Source organism: Arthrobacter sp. 05T420, assembly GCF_056396305.1.
In genome coordinates this window covers 65,766-80,397 of sequence record NZ_JBFTLG010000013.1, presented here as the reverse complement: position 1 = coordinate 80,397, position 14,632 = coordinate 65,766, and the positions used below count along the sequence as shown (strand labels likewise).

At 67.2% G+C, this 14,632-nt stretch carries 12 protein-coding genes and 1 pseudogene; all 13 read left to right on the top strand.

Annotated features, from left to right (window positions below; translation table 11 throughout):
- Positions 1-6 precede the first annotated feature (6 nt).
- Positions 7-1,602 carry a UDP-N-acetylmuramoyl-tripeptide--D-alanyl-D-alanine ligase gene (locus AC1DEM_RS13730; protein WP_476884881.1) on the top strand — a complete coding sequence of 532 codons (1,596 nt, stop codon included), beginning with the start codon at positions 7-9 and terminating at the stop codon, positions 1,600-1,602.
- Entirely contained in the window at positions 1,599-2,708 is a 1,110-nt protein-coding gene (mraY, locus tag AC1DEM_RS13725; protein ID WP_476884880.1) for a phospho-N-acetylmuramoyl-pentapeptide-transferase, read from the top strand. Before AC1DEM_RS13730 ends, mraY begins: the two co-directional genes overlap by 4 nt.
- Complete coding sequence (gene murD / locus AC1DEM_RS13720; RefSeq protein ID WP_476884879.1) at positions 2,690-4,291, top strand: UDP-N-acetylmuramoyl-L-alanine--D-glutamate ligase; 1,602 nt, start codon at positions 2,690-2,692, stop codon at positions 4,289-4,291. Before mraY ends, murD begins: the two co-directional genes overlap by 19 nt.
- A gap of 2 nt (positions 4,292-4,293) precedes the next feature.
- Positions 4,294-5,652 (top strand): annotated as a pseudogene (gene ftsW / locus AC1DEM_RS13715) (putative lipid II flippase FtsW); the annotation flags it as partial.
- A gap of 301 nt (positions 5,653-5,953) precedes the next feature.
- Positions 5,954-7,108, top strand: a complete 1,155-nt coding sequence (gene murG, locus AC1DEM_RS13710) for an undecaprenyldiphospho-muramoylpentapeptide beta-N-acetylglucosaminyltransferase (RefSeq protein ID WP_476884878.1) — start codon at positions 5,954-5,956, stop codon at positions 7,106-7,108.
- Positions 7,109-7,112: 4 nt separating this feature from the next.
- The gene (gene murC / locus AC1DEM_RS13705) at positions 7,113-8,513 is read left to right on the top strand and encodes a UDP-N-acetylmuramate--L-alanine ligase (protein WP_476884877.1); all 1,401 of its coding nucleotides are present in this window, start codon (positions 7,113-7,115) and stop codon (positions 8,511-8,513) included.
- Complete coding sequence (locus AC1DEM_RS13700) at positions 8,506-9,408, top strand: cell division protein FtsQ/DivIB (RefSeq protein WP_476884876.1); 903 nt, start codon at positions 8,506-8,508, stop codon at positions 9,406-9,408. The genes murC and AC1DEM_RS13700 overlap by 8 nt, the downstream gene beginning before the upstream one ends.
- A gap of 231 nt (positions 9,409-9,639) precedes the next feature.
- Positions 9,640-10,857: a cell division protein FtsZ gene (gene ftsZ, locus AC1DEM_RS13695; RefSeq protein ID WP_277526893.1), complete on the top strand. Its 1,218-nt coding sequence runs from the start codon at positions 9,640-9,642 to the stop codon at positions 10,855-10,857.
- A 114-nt stretch (positions 10,858-10,971) separates the two neighbouring features.
- The gene (locus tag AC1DEM_RS13690; RefSeq protein WP_476884875.1) at positions 10,972-11,751 is read left to right on the top strand and encodes a purine nucleoside phosphorylase YfiH/LACC1 family protein; all 780 of its coding nucleotides are present in this window, start codon (positions 10,972-10,974) and stop codon (positions 11,749-11,751) included.
- A complete protein-coding gene (locus tag AC1DEM_RS13685) occupies positions 11,744-12,538 on the top strand; it encodes a YggS family pyridoxal phosphate-dependent enzyme (RefSeq protein WP_476884874.1) in 795 nt (264 codons plus the stop codon). The genes AC1DEM_RS13690 and AC1DEM_RS13685 overlap by 8 nt, the downstream gene beginning before the upstream one ends.
- An 87-nt stretch (positions 12,539-12,625) precedes the next feature.
- Complete coding sequence (locus AC1DEM_RS13680) at positions 12,626-13,156, top strand: cell division protein SepF (protein WP_476884873.1); 531 nt, start codon at positions 12,626-12,628, stop codon at positions 13,154-13,156.
- A 136-nt stretch (positions 13,157-13,292) separates the two neighbouring features.
- Positions 13,293-13,601, top strand: a complete 309-nt coding sequence (locus AC1DEM_RS13675) for a YggT family protein (RefSeq protein ID WP_476884872.1) — start codon at positions 13,293-13,295, stop codon at positions 13,599-13,601.
- A 163-nt stretch (positions 13,602-13,764) separates the two neighbouring features.
- The gene (locus AC1DEM_RS13670; RefSeq protein WP_476884871.1) at positions 13,765-14,463 is read left to right on the top strand and encodes a DivIVA domain-containing protein; all 699 of its coding nucleotides are present in this window, start codon (positions 13,765-13,767) and stop codon (positions 14,461-14,463) included.
- Positions 14,464-14,632: the final 169 nt, after the last annotated feature.

Below are 14,632 nucleotides of genomic sequence, written 5' to 3'. Positions count from 1 at the left end.
ACCGAGATGATTGCACTTACAGCGGCGGAAATCGCCGACATAACCAACGGCCGGCTCGCTGCGGAACCGGGAATTACCCCCGCATCCGTGGTGACCGACTCCCGCGAGGCCACGGCGGGTTCCCTCTATGTGGCCAAACCGGGGGAGAACGCCGACGGGCACGACTTCGTGGGCGCCGCCTTCGACCGGGGCGCCGTCCTGGCACTCGTCGAGCGCGAAGTCGCCGACGCGGCCGGAACGAACTTTCCCGCCGTCGTCGTTGAGGACGCTGTCCTCGCCATGGGCGCGCTGGCCGCTGAATCGGTCCGACGGATCCGCGCCAGCCGCGCGGCCGCCGGCGCCGCGTTCACCGTGATCGGCATCACCGGTTCCGCCGGCAAGACCACCACGAAAGACCTGCTCGCCGGGATCTTCGCGGCCGCCGGCGCCGAAGGCACCACCGTTGCGCCGCAGGGATCCTACAACGGCGAGATCGGCGTCCCGCTCACGGTCTTCAAAGCAGATCTCGACACCCGCTACCTCGTCATCGAAATGGGCGCCACGGGCATCGGCCACATCCAGTACCTCGCGGACATGGTCCGGCCGGAGATCGGCGTCGTCCTCGGCGTCGGCTCCGCCCATGCCGGCGAATTCGGCGGCGTCGAGAACATCGCGGTCGCCAAGGGCGAACTCGTTGAAGCGCTCCCGGCCAACGGCACCGCTGTGCTGAACCTGGACGACTCCCGCGTCGCCGCGATGGCCGCCCGGACCAGGGCCCGCGTGCTCGGATATACCTCCCGCGCGGCCGGCATGGGCCAGGGTGACGGTGTCCAGGCGGAGGTGGCCCCGGCGGACGTGGCCCAAGCCAATATGGTCAGGGCCGAGGGTGTGGAACTGAACGCCGAAGGCCATCCCGAATTTGAGCTTTACCTCACCGCCGACGGGGCCCCGCACGGGGAAACCCCGCAAGGATCAACCCGGCATCACGTTGCCGCCAAGCTGATCGGTGCCCATCACATGGCCAACCTCCTCGCGGCTGCTGCTGCGGCGCACGCGGCCGGCATCCCCGGCGCGCAGATCGCGGCCTCGCTCAGCGAGCAGGCGGCCGCCAGCCGCTGGCGGATGGAACGCACTGAGCGTCCTGACGGCGTGACCGTCATCAACGATGCCTACAATGCCAACCCGGAGTCCATGCGGGCGGCACTGCGGACGCTGGCCGAGTTGGGCCAGGGCCGGCGCACCTGGGCGGTCCTGGGCGCCATGCTGGAACTTGGACCGGATTCGATCCGTGAGCACATCGCAGTCGGCACCCAGGTGGTGCGGCTCAATATCTCCCGTCTCGTCGTGGTGGGCCGGGAAGCCCGGTCGCTGTATGTCTCGGCCGTCAACGAGGGCTCCTGGGGCGATGAATGCGTTTTCGCCGAGACTGCGGACGAGGCCTACGAGCTTCTTCAAGCCGAGCTCCAGCCCGGCGACCTGGTCCTGTTCAAGTCCTCGAACGGCATCGGGCTGCGCCACTTGGGGGATCGGATAGCATTACCCCCACATGCCACCAAAGACTCTCCCGAGCGATTTGCTGAGGGAACTGCCGCAACCGCCACCGAAGGGAGTGCACAGCTGTGATCGCACTGCTGATGGGCGCCGGAATGGCGCTGTTCCTCGCGTTTGTGGGCACCCCGCTGTTCATCCGTTTCCTGGTCCGCAAGGGCTACGGACAATTCATTAGGGACGACGGACCCACGTCCCACCACACGAAGCGCGGTACACCCACCATGGGTGGCGCCGTGGTGGTCCTGGCCGTACTGGTCAGCTACGGGCTCACGCACCTGTTCATGTGGATGATGAACCCACACTCCCCGGGACCTAGCGCCTCCGGTATGCTCCTGCTGTTCCTGATGGTGGGCATGGGGCTGGTCGGTTTCCTGGACGACTTCATCAAGATCTCGAAGCAGCGCAGCCTGGGGCTGGATACCAAGGCCAAGCTGATCCTCCAGGGCGCCGTTGGCATCGTTTTCGCCGTGCTGGCGCTGAACTTCCCCAACGCTGCCGGCCTGACGCCGGCTTCTACCCAGATCTCGCTGGTGCGCGATATTCCGTGGCTTAACCTGGCCTTCGCCGGGACGGTACTTGGAGCGATCCTGTTTGTGCTGTGGTCCAACCTGATCGTCACGGCCGCGACCAACGGTGTGAACCTCACCGACGGCCTTGACGGCCTCGCGGCCGGCGCTTCGGTCATGGTGTTCGGGGCGTACACGCTCATGGGCATCTGGCAAAGCAACCAGGCGTGCGGATCCCCGCGGCAGGCCGGCGGTGGCTGCTACTCGGTCCGCGACCCCCTGGACCTGGCCCTGTTGGCTGCCATCCTGAGCGCGGCGATGGTCGGATTCCTGTGGTGGAACACCTCGCCCGCGAAGATCTTCATGGGCGACACAGGCTCCCTGGCCATCGGCGGCGCTGTTGCAGCGTTCGCCATCCTGTCCCGCACCGAGCTGCTGCTGGCGTTCATCGGCGGACTCTTCGTCCTCATCACGCTCTCGGTCATCATCCAGGTGGGCTACTTCAAACTCACCAAGGGCAAACGGTTCTTCAAGATGGCACCGCTGCAGCACCACTTTGAACTCAAGGGCTGGGCCGAAGTCACGGTGGTGGTCCGGTTCTGGATCCTGTCCGGGTTGTTTGTCGCCGCTGGCCTGGGCATCTTCTACGCCGAATGGGTGGTGCTGCTGTGACCGGACCGATCCCCGCCCCGCTCACCACCTCACCCCGGCTGCAGGGACTCACCACCTGGGACTCCGATTGGTCCGGCCTGCGCGTCGTGGTTACCGGCATCGGCGTCTCGGGTTTCGCCGCCGCCGATACCCTGATTGAACTCGGTGCCCGGGTGGTGGTGGTGGACGCCGCCACCAGCGCCAAGGCGCTGGCCCAGGCCGACACGCTTCGGATCGTCGGCGCCACTGACGTCCTGCTGGGCGAAGAAGCAGTGGAGTCCGTTCCTAAGATCGACGGGCACAAGCCTGACCTGGTCGTAACGTCCCCGGGCTGGCGCCCGGACCAGGCCATGCTCGCCGCTGCCGCGCGGGCGCACATTCCGGTGTGGGGCGACGTCGAACTCGCGTGGCGGCTCCGCGAACGCAAGGGCCGCAAGACCGCCGACTGGCTGACCATTACAGGCACCAACGGCAAGACCACCACGGTCGGTCTGACGGAGTCCATGCTCCAGGCCGCCGGACTCAAGGCGATCGCCGTCGGCAACGTCGGGACCCCGATCCTGGACGCCCTGCGCGACCCGGTGGACTACGACGCCTTCGCGGTGGAACTCTCCAGTTTCCAGCTGCACTGGAGCCACTCGGTGTCCCCGGTGGCCAGCGTGTGCCTCAACGTCGCCGAAGACCACGTGGACTGGCATGGCTCCTACGCCTCCTACCTGGCCGACAAGGCCAAGGTCTACACAAACACGCAGAAGGCCTGCATCTACAACGCCGAGCAGATCGAGACCGAACGCATGGTCGAGGACGCGGACGTAGTGGAAGGCTGCCGGGCCGTGGGCTTTACCACACTGACGCCGGCCATCAGCATGCTCGGCGTCGTGGAGGGGCTGTTAGTGGACCGCGCCTTCATCGCCGAACGCAAGGACAGCGCCGCCGAACTCGCCTCCATTGCTGATTTGGGGTCGGCAGCACCGCGCCACATGGTGGCGAACGCGCTGGCAGCGGCCGCGCTGGTCCGGGCTTACGGCGTGGAGCCGTCGGCAGTCCGCCAGGGCCTGCTGAACTACCTCCCGGGCGACCACAGGATCCAGCCCGTGGCCCGCCATGGGGGCGTGCTCTGGGTCAACGACTCCAAAGCCACCAACCCGCACGCCGCCGCCGCCGCTTTGTCCGCGTTCCAGAACGTGGTGTGGATCGCCGGAGGATTGTCCAAGGGCGTGAACTATGACTCCCTGATCCAGGAACAGGGCAACCGGCTCAAAGCCGTGGTCCTGATCGGCACGGACACCACCGATCTGCAGGCCGCGCTGAAGCGACACGCGCCCGATGTCCCCGTGATCTTGCCGGCCAAGGGTGAGACTGAAGACGTGCAGACTGCCGGAACGGCCAAAGCCGCCGCAGGCCCTTCGCCGATTTTCAGCGAGACTGTGATGGCCCAGGCCGTTGCCTCGGCGGCGCAGCTGGCCGCTTCCGGGGACACTGTGCTCCTGGCCCCGGCGGCTGCTTCCATGGACCAGTTCTCTTCCTATGCTCACCGTGGCGATGCCTTCATCGAAGCTGTCCGCGAGCTCGTGGAAGGGCAGGCTCAGACCAGCGAGGAGTAACAATGGTCAGCACGCCCACACGTACGACGGCGGCACCAGCCGCCGCAGGCCGGGCCACCAGTGGCGGTGCCAGTGGCAAGCCCGCCGGCAGCAGCACGTCCGGCACCGGGAGCGCCGGTGCCCGAAGCGCCGGTGCCGCATCAACGCCCGGCAGGCCCGCGGTGACTCCGGCAGCCCGGGTGCTTGCCTGGAACCGCGGCTTCTGGTCGGCGCTCGAAGGCACCGGCAAGTCCCGCAACGGGTCCACGTACTACCTCATTCTTGGCTCTACCCTGGCGCTGACTGCGATCGGCATCATGATGGTCCTCTCCGCCTCCAGTGTGGAAGCCATCGCGGCAGGGGAGTCGCCGTACTCCGCCGCCCTCAAACAGGGCGGATTCGCCGCGCTTGGCGTTTTCGCGATGTTTGTCCTCTCACGCGTCAACGTCGTCTGGCTCAGGCGCGTCGCTTGGTGGCTCATGCTCCTGGCCGTTGCGCTGCTGGGACTGGTCCTTCTCGTGGGACGCAGCGCCCTGGGTAACCAGAACTGGATCGACGTCGGCCCCTTCACCTTCCAGCCCTCCGAAGCCGCCAAGCTTGCCCTCGCGCTCTGGATGGCCACAGTGCTTGACCGCAAAGCGAAGCTTCTCCAGGAATGGCGCCACGCGCTCATTCCCGTCGTGTTCCCGGGTGCTGTTGTGGTCCTGGTCCTCATTCTCGCCGGAAACGACCTCGGCACGGCCATGATTGTGATGATCATCGTGGCTGCCGCACTGTTCTTCGCCGGCGTCCGGCTCTCCTTCTTCGCCATTTCCGGGGCGCTACTGGCCATTGGCGCGACCGTCCTCGCCGTCACGAGCCCGAACCGGATGTGCCGCATCCTGTCCTGGACGGGCCAGACCTGCGCCGATGGCTCAGACCTGAACTACCAGTCCACCAACGGCCTGTACGGGCTCGCGTCCGGCGGGTGGTTCGGCGTCGGACTAGGCCAGAGCCGGCAGAAGTACAGCTGGATCCCGGAAGCGCACAACGACTTCATCTTCGCGATCATCGGCGAGGAGCTCGGTCTGGTGGGGACAATCGTCGTCCTGGTCCTCTTCGCCATCCTCGGCACCGCCATCTACCGCGTCGTCGTCGCACAGCACGATGTCTTCCACCGCGTCCTGGCCGGCGCGATCATGGTCTGGCTACTGGGGCAGGCCAGCGTCAACATGGCCGTGGTCACCGGGCTGGCACCGGTGATCGGCGTCCCGTTGCCCTTCATTTCCTACGGTGGCTCGGCCCTGCTGATGTCGCTGTGCGCAATCGGCGTCGTCCTGTCCCTGGCCCGGGCCCAGATGGACCCGGGCATGCAGCCGAAGAAGATGCTCAGGTTTGGCCCGGCCGCCTTCGCCAATTCCGTGCGGCGCGCCCGCGCTGCCCGGGCCGCCGGCCGGTCCGCCGCCAGCACTGCGGCCAGCCGGTCCGCCGCCCGCCCCGCCGCCAAGTCAGCCGGCCGCCCCGCTGGCAACCCCGTCACCAAGGGTGCCGGGAAGGGTGCCGCCAAGGGCGCCGGGAACAGCTCCGGGAACGCCGCCAACAAGTCATCGGCCCAGATCTCCACCGGCAAAAACACTGCCGGCAAAATCCCCACCATCAAGAACTCCGCCTCCACAAACCGTACGAAAGCGTAAACAGCCCTTCATGAACACCGAGACGCCCTTGTCCGTGGTCCTTGCCGGCGGCGGAACCGCCGGCCACATCAGCCCGCTGCTGGCCATCGCCGGGGCCCTCCGGCAGTCCCGCCCCGGAGTGCAGCTCCTGGCTGTGGGGACCCCCGGCGGGATGGAGGCGCGGCTGGTCCCGGCGGCCGGGCTGGACCTCGCCACCATCAGCAAGGTCCCGCTCCCGCGCAAGCCGTCCGCGGACCTGCTCCGGCTGCCGGGCCGGATGGCCGGTGCGGTGAAGCAGGCGGGTTCCATCCTGGATGAGGCAGGCGCCGACGTCCTGGTGGGAGTCGGGGGCTATGTGTGCACGCCGATGTACGTCGCGGCCCGGCGCCGGAAGATCCCGATTGTGGTCCACGAGGCCAACACCCGCCCCGGCCTGGCCAACCGTGTCGGTGCACGCCTCGGCGCCCACGTGGCCGTCGCTTTCGCCGCGACCAAACTGGGCCGTGCACGGCACGTCGGCATGCCGATGCGACCCGAAATTTCCGGCCTCGACCGCGCTGCCGCACAGGCCGGTGCCCGGCAGGCTCTCGGGCTGGACGCGGACAAACCGACGCTCATTGTCACGGGCGGCTCGTCAGGGGCCCAGAGCATCAACCGGTCCCTCGCCGCGGCCGTGGGAGCCCTCGCCGACGCCGGCGTGCAGACTCTGCACATCACCGGCCGCGGCAAGTCCGTGCACGACGCCGACGGCCGGCCGCTCGCCGCGCCGGGATACCGGCAGATGGAGTACGTGGACGGCATGGAAACCGTCTACGCCGCGGCGGATCTGCTGCTGGCCCGTGCCGGAGCCGCCACCGTCTGCGAGGTGGCCGCGGTGGGCGTCCCCGCCGTCTTCGTCCCCCTGCCCATTGGCAACGGCGAACAGGCGCTGAACGCTGCGGGCCTCGTCGCCGCGGGCGGCGCCTTGATCGTCGACGACAAGGCCTTCTCCGTGGACTGGATCCGCGAAAACCTCATTCCGCTGCTGCGGGACCCGGACAAGCTGGCCCGGATGGCCGCCAGCTCCGAACAGCTCGGCATCCGGAACGCAGACCGGCGCATGGCCGACCTCATCCTCGAAGTAGCGTCCTCAAGCACGCTCAGCAGAAACCAGCAGCGCCCGACACAGCATGGCAGGAAGCAGTAGAGCAATGACCCAGCCCCAACACGGAACGCGTTCCCTCGAATCCCTCGGCCGCGTTCACTTCATCGGCATCGGCGGCGTCGGCATGTCCGCCGTTGCCCGCATCATGGTGGCGCGAGGCATCCCGGTGAGCGGCTCCGACGCCAAGTCGCTGCCCGTCATGGGAGACCTCGCAGCCGCCGGGGCACGGATCGCCGTCGGTTATGCTCCCGGCAACCTCGGCGACGCCCAGACGGTGGTCGCCGGCTCGGCGATCCGGCCCGAGAACCCCGAGCTCGCAGCGGCGCGCGCCGCCGGGCTTCCGGTGCTGCACCGCTCCGAGGCGCTGGCCGCCACCATGGCGGATGACACCGTGGTCGCAGTCGCCGGAACGCACGGCAAGTCCACCACGACCTCCATGATCACGGTGCTGCTGCAGGGCGCCGGACTGGACCCGTCGTTCGCCATCGGCGCCAACGTCCCGGCGCTCGGCGTCAACGCGGCCCACGGCACCGCGGGGATCTTCGTGGCGGAGGCCGACGAGTCAGACGGCTCCTTCCTGAACTACCGCCCCATGATCTCCGTAGTAACCAACGTCGAGCCGGACCACCTGGACTTCTACGGCACCGCCGAGGCCGTCTACGCCTCTTTCGACAGCTTCACGGCCTTGCTCCCGGCCGACGGAGTCCTGGTTGCCTGCGCGGACGACCCCGGAGCAAGGGCCCTGGCCGAGCGCACCCTGGCCCGCGGCAACACCCGCGTGGTCCTTTACGGGACGGCGGCCGACGCCTCCATCCGGCTGCACGACGCCGAACCGGGCCAGGTGGAGATCTCGACGACGGCCGGCACCTTCGGCGTCGAACTTCAGGTTCCGGGCCGACACAACGCGCTCAACGCTGCGGCCGCCTTCGCCGTGGCGGTTGAACTCGGCGTCGCGCCAGAGACCGCGGCAGCGGCACTGGCCCACTTCTCCGGCGCCTCGCGCCGCTTCGAGTTCAAGGGGGAGGGGCGCGGCGTCCGCGTCTACGACGACTACGCCCACCACCCCACGGAAGTCCGGGCCGCCCTGTCCGCGGCGCGGGCCGTCGCCGGGCAGCACAAGGTGCACGTACTCTTCCAGCCCCACCTGTTTTCCCGGACCCGGGAATTTGCCCGCGAGTTCGCCGAAGCCCTCAACACGGCGGACACTGCCCTGGTCCTGGACATCTACCCAGCCCGCGAGGATCCCATTCCCGGTGTCACCAGCGGGCTGATCGCCGAGCACCTGGGATCCCGCGGCCGCCTCATCGGACCGGGCGGGGAGGCTGTGCAGGCACTTCTGGCCGACGCCGGCCCCGGGGACATCGTGCTGACTGCCGGCGCCGGCGACGTCACGGCCTACGGGCCCCTGATTGTCGATGCCCTGACGATCGAGGCCGCCGGTGCCTAGCACCAGGCGGCCCACCTACCGGGGCGGATCCAACGCCTCCGGAACCGGCTCCCGGCCGCCGTCCGGCGGAACGGGCACGGATGTCATTTCTGCATCCAAGAACGCCGCAGACGCCGCGAGCGGCCACTCGAAGAACACTCAGCACCCGCAGGGCACAGCGGATATCGGTTCGGGCAAGGTGCTGTCCTTCCCTGAGCCCAGGGGCAAACGCCGCCGGCGCATCCTGCTCAGCACCATCGCCATCGTGGCCGTGCTGATGGCCGGGATCGTCGCGGCCGCGGTCTACTCGCCGGTGCTCGCCTTGCGGACGATCACGGTGGAGGGCACGAAGATGCTGAAGCCCGATCAGGTTAAGGCCGCCCTGGCGCCCCTTCAGGGCAAGCCACTGCCTCAGATCAGCGAGGAGGAGGTCACAGCCCTGCTCAAGCCGCTGGTCCAGGTCAAAGCCGTCACCGCGAAGGCGCTGCCGCCCGCCACCTTGCAGGTGCACGTCACCGAGCGCATTCCCGTGGCCCTGGTCAAGCAGGGCAAGACATTCCAGTTGGTGGACGTCGACGGTGTCCAACTCAGCACCACCGCGGATGCCGCCTCGGTATCGCTCCCCGTGATCGACGGCGGCAGCGGGACGCTTCCGAAGGACCTGTTCCAGGCCATCACAGCGGTGCTCGGGGCTCTGCCGGCCGACGTGCTGGCGCGGCTCTCCAACGCCTCCGCTGCCTCCGCCGACGCCGTCGAACTCAAACTCGATGACGGGCAGAGAATAGTTTGGGGCAACGCGGGGGAGAAGGAACTGAAGGCGCGGGTCCTTTCCGCCCTCCTGAAGGTCCCGGCCGACCCGAAAAACGCCGTCAACGTTTACGATGTCAGCGTGCCGCGGCACCCCGTCACGCGGTAGCTGCGACGCCGAGGGACGTCCAGCTGCGCTCGGGAGCACATACAGGGCCTATTTGCCCGGTATTCCCGCGACACGCGGCGGCGGTTATTGAATGTCCCCGGCATAGGAAATACCGTCACAGACATGAGTTACTTGACATAACTATAACCTTCAAGTCGAAGGTTAAGGTTAAAAGGTTCAAGCTGGACTCGACCAGTTTTCGCATTAGTACACGAACAAGGGACACGTAACGTGGCAGCTCCGCAGAATTACTTGGCCGTCATCAAGGTCGTCGGCATCGGCGGCGGTGGCGTGAACGCAGTCAACCGCATGATCGAGGTCGGTCTTCGCGGCGTCGAATTCATCGCCATCAACACCGATGCCCAGGCATTGTTGATGAGCGATGCCGACGTCAAACTCGACGTCGGGCGTGAGCTGACCCGTGGTCTCGGTGCTGGCGCGAACCCCGAGGTCGGCCGCCAGGCCGCCGAGGACCACGCCGATGAAATCGAAGAGGTCATCCGCGGCGCAGACATGGTCTTCGTCACCGCCGGCGAAGGTGGCGGAACCGGTACCGGCGGCGCCCCCGTCGTCGCCCGGATCGCCCGTTCCCTTGGTGCCCTGACCATCGGCGTCGTGACGCGTCCCTTCACCTTCGAAGGCCGCCGCCGCGCCGGCTCCGCCGAGGCCGGCATCGACGCCCTGCGCGACGAGGTCGACACCCTGATCGTGATCCCGAACGACCGACTGCTCTCCATCAGCGACCGCAACGTCTCGGTCCTGGATGCATTCCGCTCCGCCGACCAGGTGCTGCTCTCCGGCGTCCAGGGCATCACGGACCTCATCACCACCCCGGGCCTGATCAACCTCGACTTCGCTGACGTCAAGTCCGTGATGCAGGGTGCCGGTTCCGCGCTGATGGGCATTGGTTCTGCCCGCGGCGAAGACCGTGCCGTCAAGGCCGCGGAGCTGGCCATCGCCTCCCCGCTGCTGGAAGCATCGATCGACGGCGCCCACGGCGTCCTGCTTTCCATTCAGGGCGGCTCGGACCTGGGCCTCTTCGAAATCAACGAGGCAGCCCGCCTGGTCCAGGAAGTCGCCCACCCTGAGGCCAACATCATCTTCGGCGCCGTGATCGACGACGCCCTCGGCGACGAGGCACGCGTCACCGTCATCGCCGCCGGCTTCGACGACGTCAAGGCCACCTCGCCGTCCATGGACCAGTCCCTCCCGGCGGCGCCGCAACGGCCCACGTCCGCCGCCCCCGCTCCGGCGCAGGCACCCGCAGCCGCCCCGGTCCAGCCGCTGCACGCCACTGTCGGTGCCTCGGGCTACGGCGGCTGGGGCCAGCAGCGCCCCTCCGCGGTACCGGCCGACTCGGGCTTCGACGTCGACCTCCCGGCCGTCGTGGAGCCGGACCTGTCCGGCCGGCACTCCGATGACCTGGATGTACCGGACTTCCTCAAGTAAATCGTTCCGCTTCAGCATGGCACCGCCGTCCGGCGGTGCCATGCTGCTTTGCGGCGGGATACGGTGGATTGTATGAACGCAGATATTCCGGACATGTCGATGGCGGTGTTGTGATTGTTTTACTGGCGGGCTGAAGTCCGGCCGGGCGTGTGGGTGGCCTTCACCGACGCCCGAGCCGGAAACCTTGCACTGCATGTTGGCGATGACCCCGCGGCGGTCCGCCGCAGGCGTGCGGAGCTCGAAGCGGCCGCCGGGCTCGGCGGCCGCTCCTTCCGATACATGAACCAGGTCCACGGCAACGACGTTGCTACGATCGTGGGCGCAACGGCGACGACAGGCGCGGCGACGACAGCGGCGACGGCCGATGCCACCGTCCACGTGCCGGCCGCACCCACAGCCGATGCCCAGGTCTCACTGACCGAACCGCTGGCTGTCCTGGTGGCGGACTGTGTGCCCGTGGTACTGGTCGGCGAGGACGCGGCGGGTGAACCTGTCCTCGGCGTCGTCCACGCCGGACGGCCCGGCGTAGCCGCCGAAGTGGTGCCCGCCGCCGTGGCCCGCTTGCGGGAGCTCGGCGCTGACAGCATCAGCGCCTGGGTTGGGCCCTCGGTCTGCGGCCGCTGCTATGAGGTCCCGGAGGACCTGCGCGTGGACGTTGCCGCTGCCGTACCTGCCACCTGGTGCACCACATCCACCGGCGCCCCCGGCCTGGACCTGCCGGCAGGTGTCCGGAGCCAGCTGGAGGCAGCGGGCGTCGCGGTCGAATACTCCGGGGGCTGCACCCTCGAGGACGACACCCTCTTCTCCTACCGCCGCGACAGCCGCACCGGCCGCTTCGCCGGGCTGGTGTGGACGAACGGTGCGCACGGGATTACGGCGCATGGCCATGACTGAACCGGTTGACGTACCGGACACAAGCGCGTTCAAACCCGGGAACGTGCCGGGGGAGAGCCTGGAGGACGCGCTGCTAGGCCCGCGGCTTGCCCAGCTGGGGGCGAACCTCGAGACCGTCCGCCGCAGGATCGACGCCGCCGTGGCAGCCGCCGGTCGCACGACGCCGCCACGCCTGATCGTCGTCACCAAATTCCATCCGGCCCAGGACGTCCGGCGGCTGGCGTCGCTGGGTGTCACCGACGTCGGGGAAAACCGGGACCAGGAGGCCGCGGAGAAAGCGGCGCAACTCGAAGACCTCGGCCTGAGCTGGCACTTCATCGGCCAGCTCCAAAGCAAGAAGGCCAAATCCGTGGTGAAATACGCCGCGTCGGTGCATTCCGTGGACCGGGAGGCGCTGGCTTCCGCACTCGCCAAGGCGATGGCCGCCGAAAGCGACCGCACCGGGCGCGCGCCCCTGGAGTGTTTCATCCAGGTCAACCTGGACCAGGACGCCGGGGCGCACCGCGGCGGCGCGGGCCCCGACGAGGTCCCCGCACTGGCCGAACAGCTGGCCGGCGCTGCCGGACTGAGGCTCGCCGGCGTCATGGCCGTAGCCCCGCTCGGGGCGGATCCGGCGGCCGCCTTCGAGAAATTGGCAGGCATTTCCGGGCGGCTGGCTGAACAATATCCGGGTGCCACGGGAATATCCGCCGGAATGAGCCAGGACCTCGAAGAGGCGGTCCGATTCGGGGCGACACACCTGCGCATAGGCTCCGATATTCTCGGTCCGCGTCCGGCCCTGCGGTAAGTTCGACGTATTGGAAGGTAATGGCGGGGATTCCAAGGCTGTCCAGTCACTAAGCGGCCCGCTTACGGACAAGATTAGGAGTCGACCATGGCTGGCGCTCTGCGCAAGACAATGATCTATCTTGGGCTCGCCGACGGCGACGAACACTACGAGTCTGAGCACCCCACACCGCACAAGGATGAGGACGAATCCATGGAGCAGGACCGCGAGGAACGACGTGCTCCGGCGCCCGTCCGCGAGGTCCCCCGGGAAGAGCCCCACGCCGCTGAAGAGGAATATCGCGCACCTGTGACACCCATCAAGCGTGCGGCATCGAGCCGCGAAGAGACCACCGGACTCCGGCAAATCACTACCATCCATCCGCGGTCGTACAACGACGCCAAGCTCATTGGTGAAAGCTTCCGCGAAGGCATCCCCGTCATCATGAACGTCACCGACATGGGCGAAGCTGACGCCAAGCGCCTCGTGGACTTCTCCGCCGGACTCGTCTTCGGCCTCCGCGGCAGCATCGAACGGGTGACGAATAAGGTGTTCCTGCTCTCGCCGTCGTACATCGAGGTCATTGGCGATGACAAGAAGGTCAGCGAGACCCAGGCAAGTTTCTTCAACCAAAGCTAGGCCCAAATATCGTTACGGATGCCAGGTGGGGACACCCGCCTGGCATCCGTGCGGAATTATCCGTGTTGAAATAGAAGTGACACTTTCCTTAGGACACTGCGGTATCCGGAATGAACATGGAGATATGAGTTAGCTCATGGGAATTGTTTTCGGACTCGTCTATATCGCTCTGTTGCTCTTCTTCGTGGCATTGATCATCCGCCTGGTCTACGACTGGGTGCAGATGTTTGCCCCGAGCTGGCGGCCCCGCGGCATGGCACTCGTGACGGCCCATGCCGTGTATTCGGTCACGGACAAGCCCCTCAAGCTGCTCCGCCGGCTCATCCCGCCGCTGCGGTTGGGCGGGATTTCACTGGACATCGGCTTCCTGCTCCTGTTCGTGGCCGTGAGCGTGGCGATGTGGATCGTCAAGGGCCTGGTGTACGCCCAGCCGATCGCAGCATGAGCCGCCGGGGCCGGGGAGGCGACTTGCCCGGGCCCAGGCCCACACCGAATGAAACTCCGGTTTGACACTGCGGTGTTGAATTAGAGGAACCAGACCATATTTAGGTACCGTAGTTTTGACGGCCGGAAGGCCTACTGACTAACTAGACCAACGAGGTGACCAGATGGCTTTGACGCCAGAAGACGTTGTCAACAAGCGCTTTCAGCCGACCAAGTTCCGCGAAGGCTACGACCAGGATGAAGTTGATGACTTCCTGGACGAGATCGTCGTCGAACTTCGGCGCCTGAACCAGGAGAACGACGAGCTCCGCAAGAAGCTCGCGGAATCCGGCGCCGGCACGCCTGCCAGCTCCGCAGCCGCCGCACCCGTGGTGGAAAAGGTCCCGGCGCCCGTCAAGGCCGAGAAGGAAGACACCGCCAAGGCCGAGGCCGAAGCCAAGGCAAAGGCGGCCGCAGAAGCTGCCAAGAAGAAGGAAGCCGAGCAGGCTGCTGCCAAGGCAGCCCAGGCAGTCGAACCGGCACGTGCCGCTGCCACCCCGGCTTCCGAGTCCGCCGCCGGCCTGCTGGCCATGGCGCAGCAGATGCACGACAAGCACGTCGCCGACGGCGAGCAGCAGCGGGACAAAATCATCGCTGAAGCCCAGATCGAGGCCAGCAGCCTCGTCAACGATGCGCAGGAAAAGTCCCGCAAGATCCTTGGTGCCCTCGAGCAGCAGCGCTCCGTGCTGGAACGCAAGGTCGAGCAGCTTCGCGGCTTCGAGCGCGACTACCGCTCACGCCTGAAGGCCTACATCGAAGGCCAGCTCCGTGACCTCGATGCCCGCGGCTCCGTTGCGGCCCCTGAGGTCGAAGCCAATAGCTAGGCAAAAGCAAAGTATTCTGAAAGTCGGTGGCTGAGGTTTCCTCGGCCGCCGGCTTTTCACTTTCCCGCACGGTATTTTCCGGCACTGTAATTTTCCCGCACTGTGCCGCCACCGGTCCGGTGCCCGCTTGCCGGGCACCTGGCTACCAGTCTCCGCACTGGCTCCCGAA

What these genes read in the sequence shown, in the direction of transcription:
- murG (WP_476884878.1), top strand. Translation starts at nt 5,954, where the DNA reads ATGAACACCGAGACGCCCTTGTCCGTGGTCCTTGCCGGCGGCGGAACC.
- AC1DEM_RS13730 (WP_476884881.1), top strand. Translation starts at nt 7, where the DNA reads ATGATTGCACTTACAGCGGCGGAAATCGCCGACATAACCAACGGCCGG.
- AC1DEM_RS13685 (WP_476884874.1), top strand. Translation starts at nt 11,744, where the DNA reads ATGACTGAACCGGTTGACGTACCGGACACAAGCGCGTTCAAACCCGGG.
- murD (WP_476884879.1), top strand. Translation starts at nt 2,690, where the DNA reads ATGGGTGGTGCTGCTGTGACCGGACCGATCCCCGCCCCGCTCACCACC.
- murC (WP_476884877.1), top strand. Translation starts at nt 7,113, where the DNA reads ATGACCCAGCCCCAACACGGAACGCGTTCCCTCGAATCCCTCGGCCGC.
- AC1DEM_RS13670 (WP_476884871.1), top strand. Translation starts at nt 13,765, where the DNA reads ATGGCTTTGACGCCAGAAGACGTTGTCAACAAGCGCTTTCAGCCGACC.
- AC1DEM_RS13680 (WP_476884873.1), top strand. Translation starts at nt 12,626, where the DNA reads ATGGCTGGCGCTCTGCGCAAGACAATGATCTATCTTGGGCTCGCCGAC.
- AC1DEM_RS13675 (WP_476884872.1), top strand. Translation starts at nt 13,293, where the DNA reads ATGGGAATTGTTTTCGGACTCGTCTATATCGCTCTGTTGCTCTTCTTC.